26 protein-coding genes and 1 rRNA gene are annotated in these 21,391 nt (G+C 47.2%); 23 read left to right on the top strand and 4 right to left on the bottom strand.

Going from position 1 to position 21,391, the window contains the following annotated elements; all coding sequences use genetic code 11:
* The first annotated feature begins 10 nt into the window (after positions 1 to 10).
* A complete protein-coding gene (locus tag QOS01_RS01785; RefSeq protein WP_283620836.1) occupies positions 11 to 2,383 on the top strand; it encodes an endonuclease MutS2 in 2,373 nt (790 codons plus the stop codon).
* A 77-nt stretch (positions 2,384 to 2,460) separates the two neighbouring features.
* Positions 2,461 to 2,775, top strand: coding sequence for a thioredoxin (gene trxA / locus QOS01_RS01780; RefSeq protein ID WP_283620835.1), 315 nt, complete (start codon positions 2,461 to 2,463; stop codon positions 2,773 to 2,775).
* Between the two features lie 91 nt (positions 2,776 to 2,866).
* On the opposite strand, the gene QOS01_RS01775 is transcribed toward trxA, so the two are convergent.
* Positions 2,867 to 3,436: a DUF2507 domain-containing protein gene (locus tag QOS01_RS01775; RefSeq protein WP_283620834.1), complete on the bottom strand. Its 570-nt coding sequence runs from the start codon at positions 3,434 to 3,436 to the stop codon at positions 2,867 to 2,869.
* Positions 3,437 to 3,578: 142 nt separating this feature from the next.
* Here QOS01_RS01775 and murI point away from each other — a divergent pair, with 142 nt between their 5' ends.
* From murI to QOS01_RS01760, 3 genes are read left to right on the top strand one after another with little or no spacing between them, the layout of a single operon-like run.
* The gene (gene murI, locus QOS01_RS01770; protein WP_283620833.1) at positions 3,579 to 4,385 is read left to right on the top strand and encodes a glutamate racemase; all 807 of its coding nucleotides are present in this window, start codon (positions 3,579 to 3,581) and stop codon (positions 4,383 to 4,385) included.
* Positions 4,382 to 4,975 carry an XTP/dITP diphosphatase gene (locus QOS01_RS01765; RefSeq protein WP_283620832.1) on the top strand — a complete coding sequence of 198 codons (594 nt, stop codon included), beginning with the start codon at positions 4,382 to 4,384 and terminating at the stop codon, positions 4,973 to 4,975. Before murI ends, QOS01_RS01765 begins: the two co-directional genes overlap by 4 nt.
* Entirely contained in the window at positions 4,975 to 5,493 is a 519-nt protein-coding gene (locus QOS01_RS01760; RefSeq protein ID WP_283620831.1) for a metallophosphoesterase, read from the top strand. The genes QOS01_RS01765 and QOS01_RS01760 overlap by 1 nt, the downstream gene beginning before the upstream one ends.
* Before the next feature lie 73 nt (positions 5,494 to 5,566).
* Here QOS01_RS01760 and QOS01_RS01755 read toward each other — a convergent pair whose 3' ends face one another.
* Complete coding sequence (locus QOS01_RS01755; RefSeq protein ID WP_283620830.1) at positions 5,567 to 6,400, bottom strand: HAD hydrolase family protein; 834 nt, start codon at positions 6,398 to 6,400, stop codon at positions 5,567 to 5,569.
* Positions 6,390 to 7,268 carry a mechanosensitive ion channel family protein gene (locus QOS01_RS01750; RefSeq protein ID WP_283620829.1) on the bottom strand — a complete coding sequence of 293 codons (879 nt, stop codon included), beginning with the start codon at positions 7,266 to 7,268 and terminating at the stop codon, positions 6,390 to 6,392. Before QOS01_RS01750 ends, QOS01_RS01755 begins: the two co-directional genes overlap by 11 nt.
* A gap of 137 nt (positions 7,269 to 7,405) precedes the next feature.
* Between QOS01_RS01750 and QOS01_RS01745 the strand changes: the two genes are divergently transcribed.
* From QOS01_RS01745 to QOS01_RS01665, 17 genes are all read left to right on the top strand, one after another.
* Positions 7,406 to 7,846, top strand: a complete 441-nt coding sequence (locus QOS01_RS01745; protein ID WP_283620828.1) for a DUF948 domain-containing protein — start codon at positions 7,406 to 7,408, stop codon at positions 7,844 to 7,846.
* Positions 7,839 to 8,228: a hypothetical protein gene (locus QOS01_RS01740; protein ID WP_283620827.1), complete on the top strand. Its 390-nt coding sequence runs from the start codon at positions 7,839 to 7,841 to the stop codon at positions 8,226 to 8,228. The genes QOS01_RS01745 and QOS01_RS01740 overlap by 8 nt, the downstream gene beginning before the upstream one ends.
* Before the next feature lie 153 nt (positions 8,229 to 8,381).
* Positions 8,382 to 9,383 carry a catabolite control protein A gene (gene ccpA / locus QOS01_RS01735; RefSeq protein ID WP_283620826.1) on the top strand — a complete coding sequence of 334 codons (1,002 nt, stop codon included), beginning with the start codon at positions 8,382 to 8,384 and terminating at the stop codon, positions 9,381 to 9,383.
* A gap of 12 nt (positions 9,384 to 9,395) precedes the next feature.
* Positions 9,396 to 10,220, top strand: coding sequence for a hypothetical protein (locus QOS01_RS01730; protein WP_283620825.1), 825 nt, complete (start codon positions 9,396 to 9,398; stop codon positions 10,218 to 10,220).
* 81 nt (positions 10,221 to 10,301) lie between these two features.
* Positions 10,302 to 11,045 carry a YebC/PmpR family DNA-binding transcriptional regulator gene (locus tag QOS01_RS01725; RefSeq protein ID WP_283620824.1) on the top strand — a complete coding sequence of 248 codons (744 nt, stop codon included), beginning with the start codon at positions 10,302 to 10,304 and terminating at the stop codon, positions 11,043 to 11,045.
* A gap of 102 nt (positions 11,046 to 11,147) precedes the next feature.
* The gene (gene comGA, locus QOS01_RS01720) at positions 11,148 to 12,125 is read left to right on the top strand and encodes a competence type IV pilus ATPase ComGA (RefSeq protein ID WP_283620823.1); all 978 of its coding nucleotides are present in this window, start codon (positions 11,148 to 11,150) and stop codon (positions 12,123 to 12,125) included.
* On the top strand, positions 12,043 to 13,122 hold the full coding sequence (gene comGB / locus QOS01_RS01715) for a competence type IV pilus assembly protein ComGB (protein ID WP_283620822.1): 1,080 nt from the start codon (positions 12,043 to 12,045) through the stop codon (positions 13,120 to 13,122). Before comGA ends, comGB begins: the two co-directional genes overlap by 83 nt.
* A 1-nt stretch (position 13,123) precedes the next feature.
* Positions 13,124 to 13,438, top strand: a complete 315-nt coding sequence (gene comGC, locus QOS01_RS01710) for a competence type IV pilus major pilin ComGC (RefSeq protein ID WP_047769657.1) — start codon at positions 13,124 to 13,126, stop codon at positions 13,436 to 13,438.
* The gene (locus tag QOS01_RS01705; protein ID WP_283620821.1) at positions 13,435 to 13,875 is read left to right on the top strand and encodes a type II secretion system protein; all 441 of its coding nucleotides are present in this window, start codon (positions 13,435 to 13,437) and stop codon (positions 13,873 to 13,875) included. Before comGC ends, QOS01_RS01705 begins: the two co-directional genes overlap by 4 nt.
* Positions 13,865 to 14,125, top strand: a complete 261-nt coding sequence (locus QOS01_RS01700; protein ID WP_283620820.1) for a hypothetical protein — start codon at positions 13,865 to 13,867, stop codon at positions 14,123 to 14,125. Before QOS01_RS01705 ends, QOS01_RS01700 begins: the two co-directional genes overlap by 11 nt.
* The gene (locus tag QOS01_RS01695) at positions 14,122 to 14,556 is read left to right on the top strand and encodes a prepilin-type N-terminal cleavage/methylation domain-containing protein (protein ID WP_283620819.1); all 435 of its coding nucleotides are present in this window, start codon (positions 14,122 to 14,124) and stop codon (positions 14,554 to 14,556) included. The genes QOS01_RS01700 and QOS01_RS01695 overlap by 4 nt, the downstream gene beginning before the upstream one ends.
* Positions 14,557 to 14,831: 275 nt before the next feature.
* Entirely contained in the window at positions 14,832 to 15,815 is a 984-nt protein-coding gene (locus QOS01_RS01690) for a class I SAM-dependent methyltransferase (protein WP_326521093.1), read from the top strand.
* Positions 15,816 to 15,830: 15 nt separating this feature from the next.
* A complete protein-coding gene (locus tag QOS01_RS01685; RefSeq protein WP_047769649.1) occupies positions 15,831 to 17,030 on the top strand; it encodes an acetate/propionate family kinase in 1,200 nt (399 codons plus the stop codon).
* 67 nt (positions 17,031 to 17,097) lie between these two features.
* On the top strand, positions 17,098 to 17,706 hold the full coding sequence (locus QOS01_RS01680; protein ID WP_283620818.1) for a metallophosphoesterase family protein: 609 nt from the start codon (positions 17,098 to 17,100) through the stop codon (positions 17,704 to 17,706).
* A 51-nt stretch (positions 17,707 to 17,757) separates the two neighbouring features.
* Positions 17,758 to 18,321: a YutD family protein gene (locus tag QOS01_RS01675; protein ID WP_283620817.1), complete on the top strand. Its 564-nt coding sequence runs from the start codon at positions 17,758 to 17,760 to the stop codon at positions 18,319 to 18,321.
* Positions 18,318 to 19,097, top strand: coding sequence for a TIGR01457 family HAD-type hydrolase (locus QOS01_RS01670; protein WP_283620816.1), 780 nt, complete (start codon positions 18,318 to 18,320; stop codon positions 19,095 to 19,097). The genes QOS01_RS01675 and QOS01_RS01670 overlap by 4 nt, the downstream gene beginning before the upstream one ends.
* Positions 19,075 to 19,704: a TIGR01906 family membrane protein gene (locus tag QOS01_RS01665; RefSeq protein ID WP_283620815.1), complete on the top strand. Its 630-nt coding sequence runs from the start codon at positions 19,075 to 19,077 to the stop codon at positions 19,702 to 19,704. Before QOS01_RS01670 ends, QOS01_RS01665 begins: the two co-directional genes overlap by 23 nt.
* Here QOS01_RS01665 and QOS01_RS01660 read toward each other — a convergent pair.
* Positions 19,636 to 20,325, bottom strand: coding sequence for a VTT domain-containing protein (locus QOS01_RS01660; RefSeq protein WP_283620814.1), 690 nt, complete (start codon positions 20,323 to 20,325; stop codon positions 19,636 to 19,638). The genes QOS01_RS01665 and QOS01_RS01660 overlap by 69 nt on opposite strands.
* 648 nt (positions 20,326 to 20,973) lie before the next feature.
* Here QOS01_RS01660 and QOS01_RS01655 point away from each other — a divergent pair.
* Positions 20,974 to 21,391, top strand: a 16S ribosomal RNA gene (locus QOS01_RS01655); the annotation flags it as partial.

Here is a 21,391-nt window from a genome sequence, read left to right as displayed (position 1 = left end):
GAAGTTAAGTATGAATCACAAAATTATTGAAACACTTGAGTTTAATCAGATTAAAACGGCCCTGGCCCACTACCTGGTATCCGCAGCGGGCCGCCAAGAGCTGGCAGCTTTAATGCCGGCAACGGATTTTGATACGGTTCACCAGATGCTGGAAGAAACTACTGACGGGGCCGATATCTTGCGTCTAGAAGGTGGGATTCCCCTTCCTAAATTAGCAGACGTTAAGCCACAGATGAAGCGGTTGCGGATTGGTGCCAATCTGAACGGGACCGAACTGGCACAGGTGACAAAGGTCCTGCAGGCCAGCATGAGTGTGCAAAACTTCTTTGACCAGATGCGGGAGAAGAAGATCAAGCTACGGGTCCTTGAAGGGGTCGTCGACCGTCTCGTGACCATTCCTTCCGTAACACGACGGCTGGTTCAATCGGTTGACCCGGATGGGCGGATTACGGATGAGGCCTCTCCCAAGCTACACGGTATCCGCCAACTGATTACGAAGACGGAAGATGAGATTCGCACTCAGATGGACCACTACACCACCGGGAGGAGTGCCAAGTATTTGAGTGAGCCAATTGTAACGGTGCGTAATGACCGGTTTGTTATCCCCGTCCTCGCCCGTTACCGGAATAAGTTCGGTGGGGTGGTTCATGACCAGAGTGCGAGTGGTCAGACCCTTTACATTGAGCCGGGAGCAGTGATGGAGGATAATAACCGCTTACGGCAGGCACAGATTGAGGAAAAACAGGAAGTCCTGCGGGTTCTCGCCGAGCTTTCGGCCCTCATCACCCCCTACCGGCATGACATCTTAAATAACGAGCAACTGCTGGGCCACCTGGACTTTGTAAATGCGAAGGCCACCTTAGCCCACCAGATGAAGGCCAGCCTGCCGTTGCTTTCACGGGATAACGTGGTGAACCTGCGCAAGGCCCGTCACCCCCTGATTGCCCGTGATAAGGTGGTCGCCAACGACATTAAGATTGGGAAAGACTATCAGGCGATTATCATCACGGGGCCCAACACCGGTGGTAAGACCATTACCCTAAAGACCTTGGGGATTATCCAGTTAATGGGCCAGTCGGGACTGTTTATTCCGACCGAAGAGGGGAGCACAATCGCCGTGTTCGACAATATCTTTGCCGATATCGGGGACGAACAATCCTTGGAACAAAACCTGAGTACCTTTTCCGGGCACATGGATAATGTGAAGGCAATTCTTGACCGGATTACCAACCGCAGCCTGGTCCTCTTGGATGAACTAGGTGCCGGGACGGACCCCAAAGAAGGGGCTGCGCTGGCAATGTCCATCCTTGATGCCATTGGGGCCAAGGGGAGCATGGTAGTAATCACCACCCACTACCCAGAACTCAAAGTCTATGGTTACGACCGGGCCAAGACAATTAACGCCAGCATGGAATTTGACCAGGAAACGTTGGAGCCAACATACCGCCTCCTGCTGGGCATTCCGGGACGGTCAAACGGACTGGAGATTGCCCAACGGCTCGGTATCTCGTCGACAATCATTGATGAGGCCCGGTCACTGGTCAGCGACGACAGCCAGGATCTAAATAAGATGATTGGTGACTTGGTTGAACAACGGCGTGCGGCCCGGGAAGAAAACGAGCGGTTGACTAAGCTGGTCGCCAAGAACGAGGCCAAGGAGAAGGAGCTAACCGAGAAACTTGACCGCTTCAATGAACAACGTGACAAACTGTTTGATCAAGCCCGGTCTAAGGCCAACCACCAGGTATCAATGGCTAAGCGTAAGGCTAACCGGATCATTCACCACCTCCGCCAGCTAGAAGTTCAGCAGGGGGCCAACGTCAAGGAAAACCAACTGATTGACGCCCAGGGGGCCCTCAACGCCCTCCACCAAGAAAACCCCCGGTTGAAGAATAATACCGTCCTTAAACGGGCGAAGGCCAAGCATGACCTCCACAAGGGCGACAGTGTCCTCGTAAAGTCATATGGCCAGTATGGTGAACTGCTTAACCGGCGGGGGAACCATAAGTGGGAAGTCCAGATTGGGATTCTGAAGATGGAGATTGACGAGCGTGACCTTGAGAAGGTTGCCAAAAAGGACCTGCCCAAGGAAAAGGCAACGCGGCCGCAAAAACTAGCGGTGCGGACCACGCAGACACGGCGGACTTCTGCCCGGCTGGACCTCCGGGGCCATCGCTATGAGGAAGCAATGGGTGAATTAAGTAACTTTATCGACCACGCCCTCTTGAATAACCTGTCTTCGGTAACGATTATTCATGGTAAGGGTACGGGCGCCTTGCGGAAAGGAACCCAGCAATACCTGCAGAGTAACCCCCGTGTTAAGTCTTTTTCGTACGCCTCACCAAATAATGGTGGTGATGGAGCTACCATTGTTAACTTATAATAAGTAAGCAGATGTGGTGACTTTAAAAATGAGCTTTGGTAGAATAAAGGTACAGAAAAACGAGAGGAGTTAACAAAATGGCAGTAAACGTTACAACCGACCAAACATTTGAAAAAGATACGGCAAATGGTGTTGCGTTAATTGATTTTTGGGCAACCTGGTGCGGCCCATGTCGGATGCAGTCACCAGTTGTCGAAGCATTATCAGAGGATATGACGAACATCAACTTCTTTAAGATGGACGTTGACCAAAATCCGGAAACTGCCCGCCACTTCCAAATCATGAGTATTCCAACACTGATGGTTAAAAAAGACGGTCAGGTTGTTGACCAAATCGTCGGCTACCACCCGGCAGAACAGCTCAAACAGATTTTGCAACAATACGCTGACTAGTTGTTACCTTAAATGTGAATTAATACAAAATCGGTCCTGACCATTTGGCATCTGCCAGACGGTCAGGACCGCTTCGTTTATTTTCGGGATGCTATTTTTCCTTTGACTTCTTCTTGCCACGCTTCAACCGTTGCAAACGAGACGGCTTCTCTTTTTCGTCTTCAGACTCCTTTTCAGTAGAGGCGCCCTGGAGGTGGATGAAGGTGACTAACTCGTTTCTTTCGGAGCTACTCTTGGTTTGGGGATCGTTTTCCAGGAGAATTTCAACGTAGTCATGGTGGCGGTCGTTAACCTTCGCCTCCACAATTGTATTCAGTTGAAATTCAACTTCCTGGGCGAGAAAGCCGCATTCTAAACCAAAGGAGGTTTCTTCATCGTCGCGGCTGACCCGGTTGACGATCACTGGACCGCCAAGTCGCCAAATTTGACTAGTGGCGGTCTTCTTTACCAGGGTAAGGTCACCAAAGGCGAGTTGCCGGGTCAAAGTGATAAGGTCGTTAGTTGTGGCCACGGGGTATTGCCGGGCCAGGTCCTTGCCAATCCAGTAGAGCATCTCATCGGTCTCTTTCCCCAGAATGGCAGGAAGAATGACGTCGCGAAGCGTCCCCGTATTCAAACCCTGGGGGCTGTTAATTAATTGGTCGTAAAGTTTTTGACTCATTATCTCGTTCTGCTCCTTTTTTGCAATCAGTTACTATTATACTTAAAAACCGGGACCTTAGCAGCCCCAACTTGCAAAACTTGCAAATTAAACCGATAATGTAGTTTCAAGCATTTCTAAATAAAACAGTGAGGTGGCAGAAATGGATAAACGACCCATCGGAATGATGGACTCTGGCTTAGGCGGTTTATCGGTTCTCCGGGTATTACAAAGGGAAATGCCGAATGAATCGTTGATTTTTGTTGGTGACCAGGGACACTTCCCTTACGGAACCAAGAGTCAGGCAGAAATCCGGCAGTTGGCATCGGCAGTTGGCCGCTTTTTACAGGAAAAGGGTGCGAAGATGATGGTAATTGCTTGCAATACAGCAACTGCAGCGGCACTACCAACCCTGCAAAAGCAGTTGTCAATTCCCGTGATTGGGGTCATTAAGCCGGGTGCCCAGGCGGCATTAGCAAGTGGGGCCCAGACGATTGGCGTTATTGGGACCGAATCGACCATTAAAAATGGCGCGTATGACCATGCCATCAAGGACTTGACGACGGCCAATATCCGGGTCGTCAGTCAGGCAGCCCAGCCACTAGTCTCAATTGTTGAACATGGCCAGACGGGGACCGTAGCGGCCCAACGGACGGTTGATCAAGAGTTAGCACCGCTAAAGGGGCAGGGCGTCCAAACCTTAGTCCTGGGGTGCACGCATTTCCCGTTCCTGAAAAAAGAGATCGAACACACCCTTGGTCCAACGGTGAAATTGGTTGATCCGGCCTTTGAAACAGTTAAGCACGTCCAAGCGGCGTTGGAGGCTAATGGTGGCGAGAATACCGGCCACGCACCAGTCGTTGAATTATACACAACCGGTAAAACCGCCGACCTGGTTAGCGGGGCGCAACTATGGCTCAGCGGTCAGTATGATTCCTGCAGTCACATTGATTTGGAGGTAACAAAATGAAAATGCTAGTAGTTGCAACGAAGAATGCCGGTAAGGCTCGTGAATACCGAAAGATGTTTGCCCCCTTTGACGTTGAGATCAAGACGCTTGCCGATTTTCCACCAATTACGATCAATGAGGATGGGCAAACATTTGCGGAAAATGCCTTGATTAAGGCTCAGACAGCAGTAGCAGCCTTTAATTTGCCAGTGATGGCCGATGACTCCGGCCTAGTTGTGGATGCCTTGAATGGCGCCCCGGGAGTCCATTCTGCCCGTTATGCAGGTGACCACGACGATGCCGCTAATAATGCCAAATTACTGCGTGAGTTAGCAAACGTTCCGGATGACCAACGAACAGCCCACTTCCATACCACAATTTTGGCCCTCAAGCCAGACGGGGCAAAGTTGGAGACGGAGGGCCGGGTTGATGGCAAGATTCTCCAAAGGGCACGCGGCAACAACGGTTTTGGGTATGATCCCTTATTTATGCCGGACGGTTACGACTGTTCAATGGCGGAATTAACCGCTGATCAAAAGAACCAGATCAGCCACCGCGGCCGGGCACTCCGGGCCTTTATGAACCAGTTTGTGGAATGGTGGCAGGCATAATGAAAGCGTTAGTAGTAAGTGATAATCACGGTGATCGGCAGATCCTTTCCCAAATTGTCAACAAGTGGCAGGGACAAGTAGACCTGATGATCCACTGTGGGGATTCAGAAATTGATTCAACCGACCCCCTGATGAAAAATTTGGTTGGGGTGGCGGGAAATAATGATTGGCACCTGGGATATCCGGGAGACCTGGTTATTGAAAAGGCGGGGCAGCACTTTTTCATTACCCATGGTCACCACTACCGGGTCAACTTTACGATGACCCCATTGATGCTGAAGGGAGCATCAACGGGGGCGGACGTAATCTGTTATGGTCACACTCACCAGTTGGGGGCCACGGTTGATCACGGAATGCTGGTTGTTAACCCCGGCAGCATTTCACTGCCGCGGGGACAGTATCGTGATATTGGTGGGACCTTTGCAATCATTGATGCTGATCCGCGTGCGTTCACAGTTGATTTTTACGATCGGCAGATGCACCGCGTTCCCGACTTACATGTTGAGTTTTCGCGTTAGAAATTATCCGAGAAGATAGAAAACGACCTTCAGTGCTTTTGGACACTGAAGGTCGTTTACGTTATCATAACAGTTAGTTATTTTTAAGAATTTGTTGTATGGTCTTTAGAACCCCATCGTGGTTGTTATCGGCAGTGGTGACGTGGCCGGCCTGCATCCGAATAACCTGGTGGGCGTTTTGCATTGCGTAACTCTGGGCGGTCATTGCCAGCATCCCCAGGTCGTTTTCGTTATCGCCAAAGGTCACGATTTCACCGGGGGCACAAGCAAAGTGGTTCTGCAAAAGGGCGAGTCCGTTGCGCTTTGTCCCGTGGGCGTTACCAATCAGGTCCGTATTAAAACCGGAATTCTCAATGATAAGCGATGCGGGAAGAAAGTTATCCAAAGTGGCCGCCACTCGTGCCAGGTTGACGTGATCGGCAAAGTTGATGGAAATCTTGGTGAACTCCTCATCCGGATAGCTCGTAAAGATGTGGCGGATGTCTGAAACCCGTTGAACGTCTTCATAAAAGGTCTTTACGATCCCGAAGTTATGGTCGTCCATCGTCTGGTCGACATAGGAGTGGATTGGCCCCGAAACTACCAGCTGGTTGATGTCACGGGGGCCATAGTAACGATCCAGCACATGCATTACCCGCGCCAGGGCCCGGGAATCAATCGGGTAGTCCTGGATTAATTTATCACCCAGGTGGATTACAGAACCGTTTTGGGAGACAAAGCCCATCTGGTCAACATAGGGGGCAAATTCACGTTTTAAACGCGGGTAGCTGGACCCACTGGCGGCAACGAAGTGGATCCCCCTTTTCTGCAGTTGGCGAAAGACCTTTTTGAAAAGGCGGTGGTTATAAGTGTGATCATCACGCAGGAAGGTCCCATCAAGGTCGGTGGCAATCATCTTAATTTTCATGGTGTTCCCTTCCTTCCCAGGAAAGCGGTACGTGGGCGGCGTGAAGTTCACGCAGGTAGGCGGCAAGAAACTTACTGGAAACCGTTGATTGGGACCCGCTCGTGACGGTAATCGTCACCCGAAAGACGAGCTGTGCATTGACGGTAACGGGACCAACAACTACTGGTGCCGCCTGTAGGTCGGGGGTAGTATCGATTAATTGGGTGTTAACCCGGTCAACAATCGCTTTAACCTGGTCGATCTTGGCGTTGGGGGCAATAAAAATATCAACGTTGGTAACCACATCATTGCGGGAGAAGTTGCGGACGATGGTAATCTGCCGGTTGGGGATGTAGTTTAAAGTCCCGTCCGCACTGGTGATCTGGGTTGTGCGGATGCCAAGGGCGGTTACGGTGCCCTTTATTTGCCCCAGTTCGACCGTGTCACCAACATCGAGCTGCTGTTCCAGCAGGATGAAAAAGCCGTTAACGACATCGCTGACGAAGCCCTGGGCCCCGAGACCAAGGGCAATGCTGAAAATACCGGCACCGGCAATGAGGGTACCAACCGGGACGCCAATCTCAGAGAGAATGGCGTACAGGAAAAAGAAGTAGCAGGTGTAACGATAGATGTTAAGGGTCAGGGCCCGAATAGTGGCCAGGCGGTTCTTATTTCTTAGTAGTTGGTACTTATTAGACTCACGAAACAGGTGATTGATAATCACGCGCCCCAACCATAAGATAATGAAGAACAGGGCCGCAGTGATGAAGATCAGGAGCAGCTTATTGAGAATCTGCCGCGAAATTTGTTCCCAGGACAGGTCGGTAAATGCTTGGCGGACCTGTTCCAGCTGTTTATTTAATTGGGCGTTTGCCGCACCAACAATCATAAAAATTTCCCCCTTTGAATGAATCCATTCAATTGTAACAACTTCTGGGTATTAATGTCGATAGGGGGAATTGTCGTTTAATGATCAGGTGTGCTATTCTAGTCATTAAGTAAAGAAATTGAAGGAGGCGGCACTTGATGACGTTTGGTGAATTGGCAGGGTTGATCGCGGCAATTGCTTTTTTGATCCTGGTTGTTTTTCTGTGCATCCTGGTTAACCAACTGAGCAAGACCATGAAGGAGACCAACCAAAGTATCTCCCTGCTAACCCGCGATATGGATAACCTGAGTAAGGAAGTTGAAGAAGTTCTCGGTAACACGAATTCACTGCTAGAGGATATTAATAAGAAGTCCAATAAGCTTAACCCGGCAGTACAGGCCGTGGCGGATGTCAGTCAAAGTGTGGTTGACATTAATGACCACCTGCACACCATGGTTGATAAAGCCAATGCCCAACGGGAGAAAAATAAGTTGGGGATTAGCTTGCTAAAGAGTGCTGGAAAGGCGGCAGTTGTTGGTGCTGTTGGCCGCTATCGGACACACCGGGCTAATAAGAAAGGGGTTGACAGTAATGAGTAAAAAGTTATTTGCAGGAATTATTTTAGGGGGAGCAGCCACCGCAGCTAGCTGGGCGCTCATCCCAGAGGAAAAACGTCAATTGCTAAAGGAAAGAGCAAATGAGAAGATGGGCGACATTGCTGATTACGTTACCGACTACGCCCTGAATGCGCTTGATATTGTTGACGAGAAGCTGGCCGAAATGGACGACAATGGCATGACTGATAACGTCAAAGCGGCGACCGAAAAGGTCAAGAAGACAAAGGACCAGGTCCTGGACCACTTGACAAACGACGAATTTGACAAGCAAACCGCTGCAATCCGTGAGAAGTTGGCTAAAGCCCACGAAAAAGAAAGCGATGCGGATGATGATATTGTTATCGACGCAACGCATGAAGAATAAAATTTACGGTCGAAAAAGTGCTTGGTGGACAGTGTAATAAAAACTGTCTATCAAGTCTTTTTTTATAACTAAAATTATTGATATGTCCTGGGGAATTTGCTATATTAGTGTAGTTATGAAAACCTGATATATCAATAAAGAAAGGGCTATCTTATGGAAAAACAAGCAGTTACTATTTACACGGTTGCTCGTGAAGCACGTGTTTCCATGGCAACCGTTTCTCGGGTTGTTAATGGTAATCCAAATGTTAAGCCGGCAACCCGTCAAAAGGTTCTTGACGTCATTAAACGCCTCAACTACCGGCCAAATGCTGTGGCCCGGGGCCTGGCCTCCAAGCGGACGACGACCGTGGGGGTGGTTATCCCTAACATTACCAATCCTTACTTTGCCGAGTTGGCATTAGGGATTGATGACATCGCGTCGATGTACAAGTACAACATTATTTTGGCAAACTCCGACTATGACAACGACAAGATCTTAAAGGTTGTTCGTAACCTCCTTGCCAAGCAAGTTGACGGGATTATCTTCATGGGTTACGATCTCTCGGCGGACTTGCAAGCGGAATTTAAGAGCGCCAACACACCAGTAGTTGTTGCCGGTTCAGTTGTTGAAGACAAGGACCTGGCAACCGTCCGGATTGATTATCAAAAGGCAGCCAAGGAAGCAACCCTGAAGCTTTTGGAACACAACGATGGGGATGTTGCCTTGGTAACCAGCTCACTGGGCTATGCAATCAACCAGGCGCGGTTGGCTGGTTACAAGGAAGCGCTGAGTGACAAGGGTCTTCAGTACAGTAGTGACCTGGTAATTGAAACTGATGGGAGTTACAAGCAAATTTACGAACGGGCTAAGGAAATTGCCCAGAACGGTGTAAAAGGTGCGTACGTCACTAACGACCACCTTGCTGTGGGCTTATTAAACGGTTTGGAAGATAACGGAGTCAAGGTGCCAGAAGAATTTGAAATTATTTCTTCTAATGACACGACTTACACCCGGATCTGTCGGCCAACCCTTTCTTCCATCACCCAGCCCCTTTACGATATCGGTGCGGTATCGATGCGGCTGTTAACGAAATTGATGGAAGATAACGATGATGAAGAAAACGATGTTATCTTAGACCATGGCTTTGAGGCTAGGCAGTCTACTCGTAAGTAGGAGATTTGACCATTGCCAACAAGAAGTGAGCTTTACCATCAAGAAAGTACTGATAATGAGCTCCAGGAAACGGCGAGTCACCATATCGGCTTGCGGATCCTAGGGGTGGTCCTATTAACAGTTTTAACCATTAGTTTTATTGTTGAACGGACGATTTTAAACAAGTCCTTTGTCATGCATGAAGTTACTTCGTCGGTACTAGAATCAACAATCTTGGATGAGGTTGATGATGGACTACAGCAGTATGGTATTCCGACTAGTACGGTCACAAAAACAGATACTGATCACATTGTCCGGACGGTTGTTAACCAGGCCTTTGCTGGTCAGCGGCTCAAGCTTGATTTGAGCCCAATCACGAATAATGTGGAGAACCAGGCTAATGATGAGCTATCAAAGTTTGGCCTTTCAACTGACCTTTTGCCGTCAGGAACGTCGTCAGCGGTAACCAGTCAGGTAAACAGCACGGTTAATTCACAAATTAACACTCCAGAAGTAACGGCAATCATTAACGGCCTCCAGGTTGCCCGGGTGGTCACCAACATCTGCCTGATTGTCAGTTCCGTTGGGTTGGTTATCCTAGTTGTCCTCGCCATTCTTAGGCGTCATTTTGTAACCAGCTTCAGTTGGATATTCCTTTTTGGGACGGTGATCAGTTGGCTGGTTATCGAAGTGGTTCGGGCAATCATTCCCCAATTAGCACACGCCTATCCTGACTACAGTACATTTGCGGTTCAGTGTGCGGACGATTTTGTCCAAACCGCAATGCCAGTGATTGTTGTTACGGGGATCTTGGCAGCTATTTGCTGGGTCATTCGGGGAATTAAGAAGTTTAAGTAGTGTATTCACCTTGAATTAATAATGTTTTTTTGCTAAACTTTATCTGTTTATCACATTAACTAAAGAAAAGAGGAGTCAGTAATGTCAGGACATTCAAAATGGCATAACATTCAGGGACGTAAGAACGCCCAAGATGCTAAGCGTGGAAAGATCTTCCAAAAGATTTCCCGTGATTTATACCAAGCAGCTAAAGCAGGTGATCCTGATCCAGCTAACAACGCCCAATTGCGTTTGGTAATTGACAAGGCGCACGCAGCTAACATGCCAAAGAAGAACATCGACCGGGCCATTGCTAAGGCTTCTGGTATCGGTGGCGCAAAGTTCGAAGAAGTTACTTACGAAGGTTACGCTCCAGGTGGGGTTGCCGTAATGGTTTCCGCCTTAACCGACAACAAGAACCGGACGGCCTCTGCCGTTCGTTCCGCCTTCACCCATGCAGGTGGTTCGTTAGGTGCTAGTGGTTCTGTTTCATACATGTTTGACCGGAAGGGCTTAATTGAAATCCTGCGGGACGGTCTTGACAAGAGTGAAGACGACATGTTGATGGATGCCTTGGATGCCGGTGCGGACGACATGAAGGCAACCGATGAAAAGTTCCAAATCTTCACCGACCCAAGCAGCTTAACGACTGTTCGCGACGCTTTGCAAGGCAAGGGTTACGACTTGGACACTGCTGAAGTAACGATGATTCCACAAAACCGGACAGCAGTTCCAGAAGACAAGGCTAAGCAATACCGTCACCTGATCGATGAATTGACAGCAAACGACGATGTTGCCGACATCTACGAAACTGGTATCTTACCAGACGACGAAGATGAAGACTAACATATAAATATTCATAAACAAAAAACTAGGATTTTTCCTAGTTTTTTTAGTTTAAACCGCTCCCTTTTACCGTCTTATTTAGGTGAAGGGGGTTTTGTCGTTATGAAGAGTTTTGAGAAAGAAATTGCGGTTGCCATTGGGATGCGCGCCGCAGACTTATATATTTTGCCCTTTAAAAAATATTACCGCTTGCTGGTCACGCACCAGGGGTCGTTGCAGCAATTAAAAGAGGTGCCCAGAGATTATGCGGAACGGTTGATCTCATATCTGAAATACCAGGCTGACATGGCCGTTAGTGAGCACCGGCGGCCCCAGTTGGGCGCAATGGAGTGGCAATACGGGCCCGAAGTGGTTAACCTCCGATTATCCAGTGTCGGCGACTATCAAGGGCGCGAATCACTGGTTGTCCGGTTTATCTACCACTTGACGAGTCAAAATTATCACCTGCTTTTTCCCGACCAGTGGCAAGCCTTGAAACAAATCCTCAAAAAGCGGGGCCTGCACCTCTTTGCAGGGCCGATGGGTTCAGGAAAGACGACCACGATGTACCAGCTCGTCCGGGAGCTAGCGGATGAGAAGGTTGTCATGGCGATTGAGGACCCGGTTGAAATTCATGAACCGGCCTTTATCCAGCTCCAAGTAAATGAACTGGCGGGGATGGATTACCAGGCCCTGCTGAGTCTTGGCCTCCGCCACCGGCCGGACATCTTTATTATTGGGGAAATTCGCGACCCGGAAACAGCAAAGATGACGGTGCAAGCAGCATTGAGTGGCCACCTCGTGCTGGGGACAATTCATGCCCAAAATGCCTATGGCGCGGTTGCCCGGCTCAGGCAGCTGGGGGTTGCGGAATACTACCTAGCGCAGACACTTACGGGCGTGTGCTACCAGCGGCTGTTACCGATAAAGGACGGGGGTCAAGCAGTATTGTTTGATTCGTTGCGTGGTGATGCTCTTAATAGGGCCATTGAAAACGGGGAAAAGGGAGGGATGACAGATGAATGGGGGAAGCAACTATCAAAAGCAGTGGCGGTGGGGAAAATATCTACCCAGGTCAAGGAAGCGTTCTGGGAAGGTTAAGTTTAGCCCAAAAGCGCAGGCAAAGTGGTTCTTGCTGCTGAGTGACCTTTTAAGAGTTGGCTTCTCCCTCCAGCGGGCTGTTGACTTTACAACAACCACGATGGTCAAAGAAGCTGGCGTCTTATCTAAGGTGCGGACCAACTTGTTGGCGGGAAATACCTTTGCCAATAGTGTCCGGCCCTTTATTAAGGTCGACTTATATTATCAGCTCTTATTAGCAGAAAAGCATGGCGACCTGGTTGAGGTCCTTGCTGAAACTGGCCAGTTATTGGTGACCCGCCAACGACAGGTGCAAAAGCTGAAACAACTGCTCCAGTACCCATTGATTTTGCTTTGCCTCCTGGGGGTAATGATGGTCGGTTTAGCCACATTCGTGTTTCCCCAGTTAGCGGCGTGGCAAGCTAGTAATGGTTGCCAGTCAGTTCACCAGTTCTTGCCATATCTCAAGTGGGCGCTCGTGGTCCTCTCACTAATTTTTAGCGCTGGGGGGATTTGTAAGTTAATTACTTGGCGTCACCTTACCAAGCTGCAGCAGGTCCAGCACCTGTGTCGCTTACCGCTTGTTGGTGAATGTTACCGCCTCTACTATGCCTACTACATTACCAGTGCCCTTGCCGTCCTTCTTCGTGCGGGGATGTCTCTTAAAGAAATGATGACGACCATTGAAAAATTTTCTGACCGGACGATGCTGTATCAACTTGGGGCAGAGGTCCAGAACAACCTTGCTGCTGGTGGTCAGTTGGAAAACTTTATCAAACGGACCATCTTCTTGCCAGACGAACTAATGATTTTTATCAGTAAGGGTGCGACTTCTAAGGAATTAGGTAAGGATCTGACGGCCTTCTCCCGAATCCAGTTTAAGAACCTTTTGGCCCGCTTGGAACAGCTGTTTTCGTTGGTCCAACCCGTCATTTTTATTGTGATTGCCGCAGTTATTGTGGGCCTTTACCTCAGTATTCTTTTACCAATTTACCACTCGTTACAGGGGGTCTATTAAAATGAATAAGAAATTATTGCCGCCACGTTCGGCATTCACACTGCTTGAAATGTCGATTGTCCTCTTCATTATCAGTCTCTTGATCCTGATTGTAATTCCCAACCTTGCCCAGCAAAGGAAGCATGCCAACAAGGTTCACGGCAACGCAATGGTTGCGGTCGTCCAGACACAAGTCGATGCTTACGAAAACGACAATGGGGTTGATTCTGCCAACTTTGAGGAGCTTCAGGCCGGAAACTACCTCACCAAGTCACAGGTACAAAAGGCGCGGAATGAACATATCGTGATTGTTAACGGCAAAGCGTGTCAACGATGAAGAGTGATGGCTTTACAGCTCTGGAGACGATCATTGTCCTGGGGCTAACAGCGCTAATTTTTTGTTTGGTTACGCCGATGATGACCACCAGTCGGAACCGTATTAATGAGCAACAGTTCTGGCGGCAGTTTCGCCAGGAGTGGCGCTATGCCCAGGTTCAAGCCCAGGTAAACCACTACGGAACTGATATTCACTATGCGAAGGAAAAGGGGGCAATCTCATTCATATGTAACTATCACCAACGACTGGTAAAGGTTCCAGCAACGATTCAGGTAATGGACTTTGATGATATTGAAATCAAGGCTGATGGTTATGTCTGCCCGCAGACAAAGGTATTTCATTCGGCTACGGAGCACTGCGACTACCGTCTAACAATTCAGATGGCACGGGGGGAGTATGATGTTAAAAAGGAAAGGTGCGTTTGTAATGGCGGATAGTATGGTGGCCCTCACAATCATTAGTTTAGGAATTTTCTCCTTCAGTGTTTGTCAGGTCCAGCTGCACCAGCAGCAACGGCAGTTAACAATTAAATTAACTGCTGCCCGGTTGGCTAAGGAAGCCAGTGCCGGATACTACTGTACCCACCGAGCGACGACCATTAAACGGGGACCTTACGTTGCGGTTGCTAGAAAGGGGTACGCCGAAGTGACTTTTCAACAGGATAGAATTTTAAGGATTGGCGGATGAAAAAGAGAGCAGCCTTTACCCTAATCGAGTGCGTTGCGGCCCTACTGGTGACCACGATTGTTATTATCCTTGCCGGGATGACAATTAGCAGTTTACGGTCAGTAACCCGCCAGTCGTTGGATCAACCGCTCGACTGGATAATTTGTTTACAAGAGCTGGAGTCGCCGCGCCACGCCTACGCCTTAGTCAGTGTCGGGGATAATACAGTCGTCTTGCGGGATCAACATACGGACCGGCTGTATGAGTTGTGTGCTCAAAAGCGCCTTTATCTTCGTGCCCAAAAGGATGGTGGGTACATGCCTGTCTTTAGCGGGATTCGTGACCAAAAAACGGTATTTAGACAGCTTGATCAACAACGGGTATACATAAAAGTGGAGCGAACTAATGGTGAAGTACTTACGGGTTTCTTATGTTTTAGAAAAGATAGTTAAGAAGAGGACAGCAGGGTACGTGTTGGGGACAAGTATGGTAATCTTATCCTGCATTTGTTTGGTAATTGTTTTTCAGTATCACTACTATGGTCGACAGCGGATAATTGAACAGCGGTTAACCACAGAGATGGTCCAGCAGACAAAGGATAATTTGCAATCAGCTAGTGATTCTAGTAAGCGTTATCTTGAATTTAGGGGCGATAATCGGTAAACTAATACTGTAATATTTACACCGTTAGGAGGCGACGACTACGTCAAGTCGAACACCACAAGAATTGTTCGAAGTTTTTGATCAAGGAACAGAGATCCTGCAGTCGGCATTGCGGAGTTCTTATTTAGATGCCATGCTGGAAAACGCTGAGAACATCATTGATGATCAGGTAGCTGTTGAGGATGGTGTCCCGGATAAAGCGACTGTTGATAAGCTGCAAAAGCTCTATCAAGAGTTAAAGTTAAGGGATGCGGATGCCGAGACTATTCGTCAAGTTATTCAGCTCAGTTTCCTTAAGGTCATTCGAAAAGATGCAATTCAGGCTAATCACCAAATGACACCTGACACAATTGGCTTTTTGATGGCCTACCTGATCGAAAAAATCGTTAATTTCAAGCGGCCATATTCGATCTTTGACCCTGCTGTCGGGACAGGCAACTTACTGACGACGGTCATTAACCAACTAAAAAAGAGTAACTCACAACCAGTAAAGGGATATGGGATTGACAATGACCCGGCAATGCTGGAGGTAGCTAGTGCCAGTATTGCCCTTCAAAAGCTAGACATTGATCTTTTCCATCAGGATTCTATCAATGCTCTGGATATCCCGGAGTGTGATATTGCGGTTGCCGATTTACCAATTGGTTATTATCCGTTGGATGAAAATACTAAGAACTACCAAACGCGGGCTGCGAAGGGGCATTCCTATGTTCATCATTTACTGATCGAGCAGGCAATGAACTATCTCAGACCGGGTGGCTTTGGTGTGTTCCTGGTTCCCAGCAACATTTTCCAAACAAAGGAGTCACAATCTTTTGTGAAATGGATTCAGTCAGTTGCTTACCTCCAGGGGTTGATTAACCTCCCAAGTGAATTGTTTGCTAACTCCAACGCGCAAAAGGCAATTTTGCTTTTGCAGCGTCATGGTGGAAATAGTAAGCAAGCGGTGAAAGTGTTATTAGGTGAATTCCCATCGTTCAAGCAGCCAAAGGAATTTGGTGCGTTCATGCAAGAAATTGATCAATGGGTTAAGACAAATCTAGGTTAAAAAGGAGACATTGTTATGTCAAAGTCAATTGCAGTTAATGCCGGTAGTTCAACATTAAAGTTTAAGCTTTTCGATATGCCAAGTGAGAACGTGGTTGCAGAAGGAACCATCGAACGGATTGGCGAAGAAATGGGCCACGCCAAGATCAAGTATGATGGTCACAAGCATGAAGACGAAAAACCATTTGCTGACCACGGGGCAGCAATTAAGTACTTACTAGACCAACTGATTGCCCTGGGAATTGTTAAGAGTTATGACGAAATTACGGCCGTTGGTCACCGTGTTGTTGCGGGTGGTGAATACTTCAAAGATTCCGCAGTAATCACTGATGACGTTATTAAGAAGATCGATTCCCTCGCTGAATATGCACCACTGCACGACCCGGCTGAATTACTGGGGATCAAGGCCTTCAAGAAGGCTCTGCCAAATGCATTTGCTGTTGCTGTCTTTGACACTTCCTTCCATGCCAACATGCCAAAGAAGAATGCCCTTTACAGTATTCCTTACGAATGGTATGAGAAGTACGGTGCTCGGAAGTACGGTGCCCACGGTACTAGTCACCGTTATGTTGCCGCGCAAGCAGCCAAGATGCTGGGCAAGCCATTAGAAGACCTTAAGTTAATCACGATGCACATTGGGGCGGGTGCTTCAATCACCGCAATTAAGGATGGTAAGTCTTATGATACTTCAATGGGCTTCACACCATTAGCCGGGATCACGATGGCAACGCGTTCTGGGGATGTTGACCCATCACTGGTCGCCTTTGTTGAAGAGAAGACGGGGATGTCTTCTGACGAAATGATTGACACCTTGAACCACAAGTCTGGTCTGTTGGGTATTTCAGAACTTTCTCCTGATATGCGGGATATTCTGGATGCTGCTGATAAGGGGAACGAAAAGGCCCAACTGGCACTTGATATTTACGTCAACCGGATCAAGCGTTATCTCGGTGCTTACATTGCTGAAATGGATGGTGTTGATGCGATTGTATTCACTGCTGGTGTCGGTGAAAACAGTATTCCAGTACGGAAGTTGATCACCGATAACATGGATTGCTTCGGCATCAAGATTGACCAAGAAAAGAACAAGTGCCACGGTGTCCAACGTGACTTGTCAGCCCCTGATGCTAAGGTCAAGACCTTGTTAATTCCAACTAACGAAGAGCTGATGATTGTTCGTGATATTGAACGGTTAAAGAAAGAACAAGCAAACTAATCGTTAAAAAATATAATAGGAGAGGAACCGGGGATGCGGTTCCTCTTTTTTGAAAGGAGGATAATCAATGCAATTTGTAACCTCAGATACCCATTTCTTCCACAGTGACCTCCTGGGGATTGATAAGTTTGCCCCACGGCCCTTTCCGGATGTGGCAACGATGAATCAGACCATTATTGATAACTGGAACGCCCGGGTAGGTGAGCATGACATTGTCTACCATCTTGGCGACATTGCCCTGTACTTTACCCGACCACCTCGAAAATCATACGAAGCGGTTTACAAAGTGCTCTGCCAACTCAATGGACGACTAGAATTAGTGAAGGGTAATCATGATAGTCGGGCCCTATTCAAGTATCTGGACGCCCATAATTTCATGGTCGACGGGCACCCTAAATTTACCTTTCATGATGTGGGTATTTTATTAAAATATGACCACCGTCAATACTATTTAACCCATTATCCAATGATGCTGGGAATTGCTCCCCAGATTGTTAACCTCCATGGTCATATTCACCATTATTCCGTACCGACTAAGGAAAACATCAATGTTGGTGTAGATGCACCCGAAATGGCGTTTCTCCATCCCCAACCCGCTTTTGGGACCCCGATAACTTTTGCTGAAGTGGAGGAAATAATTGCTCAAAAAACGGCCGCCCTTGCTAAGCAAAAGTAGGGTGAATGTATGTTATGATAATTAAGATTAGCTATTGATGGAGGTGAGCAAATGAATCGGGCAAAAATTCAAGATTATATTGACCAGCGTGAAGAACAGCGGGCCGACCTCTACCATATTGAGCGTGACGACGAGAACCATTTTCGGTTGAATGGTCACCCCTATGAATTGGTCAAGGATTATCGCGATGGCTTTAATCCAACAGAACTAGCCAAGCGTTTCAGTTCGGTATTAAGTAAGTATGACTATATTGTTGGTGACTGGGGTTACGACCAGTTAAGGCTGAAGGGATTTTATGCAAAAGAAAATCCGGGTTTTACTCCTGAGAAAAGCGTTGAAACGATTGAAGATTACCTTTTTGAGGATTGTAACTTTGGCTGTGCTTATTTCATTATCCATAATGAAGATGTTAAAGTCGGGCACCCCCACCACCGCAGAAGACGGCGTAACCATTGTAGCAAAAAGGGACCGGTAATAAAGGAACGGCGGCGTAAAGTTAAACAGCCAAGTGTTCGGCACCGTAAAAATCAGCACGCGGAACGAGTAAAAACTGGTAAGCACCAGCAGAAGTTTGTTATTCGTCAACGGAAACAAGGAGCAAAAAAGCGTAAATGAGTAAGAACTACCAAGGATATTTCATCGACTTAGACGGGACGACCTATAAGGGAAAAAAACAAATACCAGCAGCTGCCCGCTTCATTAAACGGTTAAAGGCGGCGGATAAGACAATCCTGTTCGTTACTAATAATAGTACGCGGTCACCAGAGCTTGTTGCCAATAACCTGCGGGAAAATCATAACATTGATGTTAAGGCAGAAAATGTCTACACAACGGCTCTGGCAACTGCGGACTACCTTGATGGAATTGCTGGCGAGAAGAGAAAAGTGTACGTTGTTGGTGAGAGTGGGTTGCGTGGTGCCCTGACGGCGGGTGGCTTTGAAATTACCGACCAGCAGCCGGATTTTGTGGTTGTTGGTCTTGATTCGCAGGTTACCTACGCTAAGTTGGAAACAGCCGTATTGCTTATCAGGGATGGTGCGAAGTTCATTGGGACGAATGCAGATAGTAATTTGCCCAATGAACGGGGGATGGTCCCGGGAGCGGGTTCAATTGTTAAGTTGGTAGAATATGCAACCCAACAAAAGCCATTGATGATTGGTAAACCAGAGAAAATAATAATGGAGATGGCACTACAAAAGGTTGGCTTAAGTCGTGATGAAGTGGTGATGGTTGGTGATAACTATCACACTGATATTCAAGCTGCCATCAATGTTGGAATGGACAGTCTGTTGGTCTATACTGGACTTTCTAAGCCCGCGGAGGTTGCTCGTGAAGCAGTTCAGCCGACGAATTCTGTGAGGTCACTTGATGAATGGAAAATATCTAAGTAAAAAAAGAGCAACCCTCGTCGTCGTGGCTTACACCATGATGGCAATGAGCGTTGCTCTTTTTCTTGCGCTTAACCTATCAGTATTGTTCATTCATTATCCGCACTGGAACATCAGCGTCGCAGCAGCGCGTAATGACTACCTGCGTTTGCTCTGGTACCTCCAAGATCCGGGTAACCACCAACTGTTGTTGCGTCACATTCCCCTATCAAAAGTTGGTTACCGTCATTTCAAAGATGTTCGGTTAATCATGATAGTGAATGAAGCTCTGATGGTTATCAGTGGTAGCTTAGTATTTATCCTTCTAAGAAAGATTCGGCGGGTTAAAACGACCTGGCAACTATTGAAGCCGTTGGAGGCAATCATGACCATATTGATAATTATCTTTACGATGGTGTTCGTTAACTTTCCAACGCTTTTTGTTAGGTTTCATTTCCTAATTTTTGCTAATCATGATTGGGTTTTTAACGCTAATTCCGATCCAATTATTTTAATGCTTCCGGTAAGCTTCTTTACCCACGTATTTCTTTTATGGGGAGGATTATTCTTTACTCTCCTCCTCATACTCTGGAGCGGAGTTTATGTTTCCTGGCGTTTTTTGAAACTTTGAACGGCAGAAACCGATGATTGCTGGTAGCAGGGTTACAAAAATAATTGCCAGAATAATTAGAGAGAAGTGCTCCTGTACAAAGGGGAGGTTGCCGAAGAAGTAACCCGATGCGCAACAGAGAAATACCCATGAAAAGCAACCTATTAAGCTGTATGGAATAAAACGGCGGTAGGCAAAGCCGGAACCAGCGGCTGCAAATGGTGCAAATGTTCGAATTATCGGCATGAAACGAGCCAAAATGATTGCTGGGGCACCGTGCTTTTCAAAGAAGGCTTCTGATTTGGCAAGGCTCTCTTTGTTTATTAAACGGCCGAAGAGGGAGTGATTTGACAATCCCTTACCGATTTTATGGCCAATTAAGAAGTTAAGTGAGTCACCAGCTAGGCAGGCAAGGAAGAATAAGATACTGAAGATCCATATGTTCAGATGGTATCTGGGGTCGGCTGCAATTGCGCTTGCGGCAAAGAGGAGGGAGTCACCAGGTAAGAATGGTAAGACGACGGCCCCTGTTTCAATGAATACGATTGCCAATAGTATTAGGTAGGTCCATCCACCAAATTGATTAACGATTTGTACAATGTGGACGTCGATGTGAAGTATGAAATCGATTAAAGTTGCCACTTAAATTCTCCTTTAGTTGTAGATGTTTCATATAACAATGATGAAGTTTAGCAAGTAATTCGGTGTTTGTTAAGATAGGAGTGGGAAAATTAGTATAAATGTAATATTTATTAAACAAAGGAGTTACAGGTGATAGTTCGTAATTCAGCCGATATTTATCATTGTAGAGGAGCAACAACTGGGAAATTTAGTGAATAAATCAAATCGTCTACTATGGCTCAGCAATATTGTTCATTTGTGTGATTTTGGGAATCCATTTTACTTTTAATTTGTTGTTGACACTTAATACTAAGTCTTGTATAGTAGTTAACGTTGTCAGCAAGAGCTTAATCGCTTCTTGCAAGCTGATTAAATCAAATTAATGATTGACAGCTTCTGGACAATATGATATATTATAAAAGCTGCTTGCTAAGGAGCTAACTTAATTAATTAAAATTAGTTGTTGACTTTGACGAGCAGATTTGATAAAATATTAAGCGTCAACTAACTGTTTAGTTAGTTGGCTAACTGGTAGACCTTTGAAAACTGAACAAAGTTTCGACGAATCAAATGTGTAGGGCCTCTGATCACTTCGGTGATTAGAGCAAAACATTTGCGAAGTCAATTCGCTTAATTAATTTAAATTAGAGCTATTCAAGTTCTTATATTTTATATGAGAGTTTGATCCTGGCTCAGGATGAACGCCGGCGGTGTGCCTAATACATGCAAGTCGAGCGCACTGGCCCAACTGATATGACGTGCTTGCACTGATTTGACGATGGATTACCAGTGAGCGGCGGACGGGTGAGTAACACGTGGGCAACCTGCCCTAAAGCGGGGGATAACATTTGGAAACAGGTGCTAATACCGCATAACTACGAAAACCACATGGTTTTCGTATAAAAGATGGTTTCGGCTATCACTTTAGGATGGGCCCGCGGTGCATTAGCTAGTTGGTATGGTAACGGCTTACCAAGGCAATGATGCATAGCCGAGTTGAGAGACTGATCGGCCACAATGGAACTGAGACACGGTCCATACTCCTACGGGAGGCAGCAGTAGGGAATCTTCCACAATGGGCGCAAGC

The sequence above is a fragment of the Limosilactobacillus avium genome (genome assembly GCF_947381485.1).
Classification (GTDB): domain Bacteria; phylum Bacillota; class Bacilli; order Lactobacillales; family Lactobacillaceae; genus Limosilactobacillus; species Limosilactobacillus avium.
Note: the sequence above shows the minus strand (reverse complement) of the source record. Positions and strands in the feature narration are given on the sequence as shown.

What these genes read in the sequence shown, in the direction of transcription:
- QOS01_RS01705 (WP_283620821.1), top strand. Translation starts at nt 13,435, where the DNA reads ATGAAGAGTGATGGCTTTACAGCTCTGGAGACGATCATTGTCCTGGGG.
- trxA (WP_283620835.1), top strand. Translation starts at nt 2,461, where the DNA reads ATGGCAGTAAACGTTACAACCGACCAAACATTTGAAAAAGATACGGCA.
- QOS01_RS01685 (WP_047769649.1), top strand. Translation starts at nt 15,831, where the DNA reads ATGTCAAAGTCAATTGCAGTTAATGCCGGTAGTTCAACATTAAAGTTT.
- QOS01_RS01760 (WP_283620831.1), top strand. Translation starts at nt 4,975, where the DNA reads ATGAAAGCGTTAGTAGTAAGTGATAATCACGGTGATCGGCAGATCCTT.
- QOS01_RS01695 (WP_283620819.1), top strand. Translation starts at nt 14,122, where the DNA reads ATGAAAAAGAGAGCAGCCTTTACCCTAATCGAGTGCGTTGCGGCCCTA.
- murI (WP_283620833.1), top strand. Translation starts at nt 3,579, where the DNA reads ATGGATAAACGACCCATCGGAATGATGGACTCTGGCTTAGGCGGTTTA.
- QOS01_RS01745 (WP_283620828.1), top strand. Translation starts at nt 7,406, where the DNA reads ATGACGTTTGGTGAATTGGCAGGGTTGATCGCGGCAATTGCTTTTTTG.
- ccpA (WP_283620826.1), top strand. Translation starts at nt 8,382, where the DNA reads ATGGAAAAACAAGCAGTTACTATTTACACGGTTGCTCGTGAAGCACGT.
- QOS01_RS01700 (WP_283620820.1), top strand. Translation starts at nt 13,865, where the DNA reads ATGGCGGATAGTATGGTGGCCCTCACAATCATTAGTTTAGGAATTTTC.
- QOS01_RS01740 (WP_283620827.1), top strand. Translation starts at nt 7,839, where the DNA reads ATGAGTAAAAAGTTATTTGCAGGAATTATTTTAGGGGGAGCAGCCACC.
- comGC (WP_047769657.1), top strand. Translation starts at nt 13,124, where the DNA reads ATGAATAAGAAATTATTGCCGCCACGTTCGGCATTCACACTGCTTGAA.
- QOS01_RS01665 (WP_283620815.1), top strand. Translation starts at nt 19,075, where the DNA reads ATGAATGGAAAATATCTAAGTAAAAAAAGAGCAACCCTCGTCGTCGTG.
- QOS01_RS01670 (WP_283620816.1), top strand. Translation starts at nt 18,318, where the DNA reads ATGAGTAAGAACTACCAAGGATATTTCATCGACTTAGACGGGACGACC.
- comGB (WP_283620822.1), top strand. Translation starts at nt 12,043, where the DNA reads ATGAATGGGGGAAGCAACTATCAAAAGCAGTGGCGGTGGGGAAAATAT.
- QOS01_RS01755 (WP_283620830.1), bottom strand. Translation starts at nt 6,400, where the DNA reads ATGAAAATTAAGATGATTGCCACCGACCTTGATGGGACCTTCCTGCGT.
- QOS01_RS01785 (WP_283620836.1), top strand. Translation starts at nt 11, where the DNA reads ATGAATCACAAAATTATTGAAACACTTGAGTTTAATCAGATTAAAACG.
- QOS01_RS01750 (WP_283620829.1), bottom strand. Translation starts at nt 7,268, where the DNA reads ATGATTGTTGGTGCGGCAAACGCCCAATTAAATAAACAGCTGGAACAG.
- QOS01_RS01775 (WP_283620834.1), bottom strand. Translation starts at nt 3,436, where the DNA reads ATGAGTCAAAAACTTTACGACCAATTAATTAACAGCCCCCAGGGTTTG.
- QOS01_RS01680 (WP_283620818.1), top strand. Translation starts at nt 17,098, where the DNA reads ATGCAATTTGTAACCTCAGATACCCATTTCTTCCACAGTGACCTCCTG.
- QOS01_RS01765 (WP_283620832.1), top strand. Translation starts at nt 4,382, where the DNA reads ATGAAAATGCTAGTAGTTGCAACGAAGAATGCCGGTAAGGCTCGTGAA.
- comGA (WP_283620823.1), top strand. Translation starts at nt 11,148, where the DNA reads ATGAAGAGTTTTGAGAAAGAAATTGCGGTTGCCATTGGGATGCGCGCC.
- QOS01_RS01675 (WP_283620817.1), top strand. Translation starts at nt 17,758, where the DNA reads ATGAATCGGGCAAAAATTCAAGATTATATTGACCAGCGTGAAGAACAG.
- QOS01_RS01725 (WP_283620824.1), top strand. Translation starts at nt 10,302, where the DNA reads ATGTCAGGACATTCAAAATGGCATAACATTCAGGGACGTAAGAACGCC.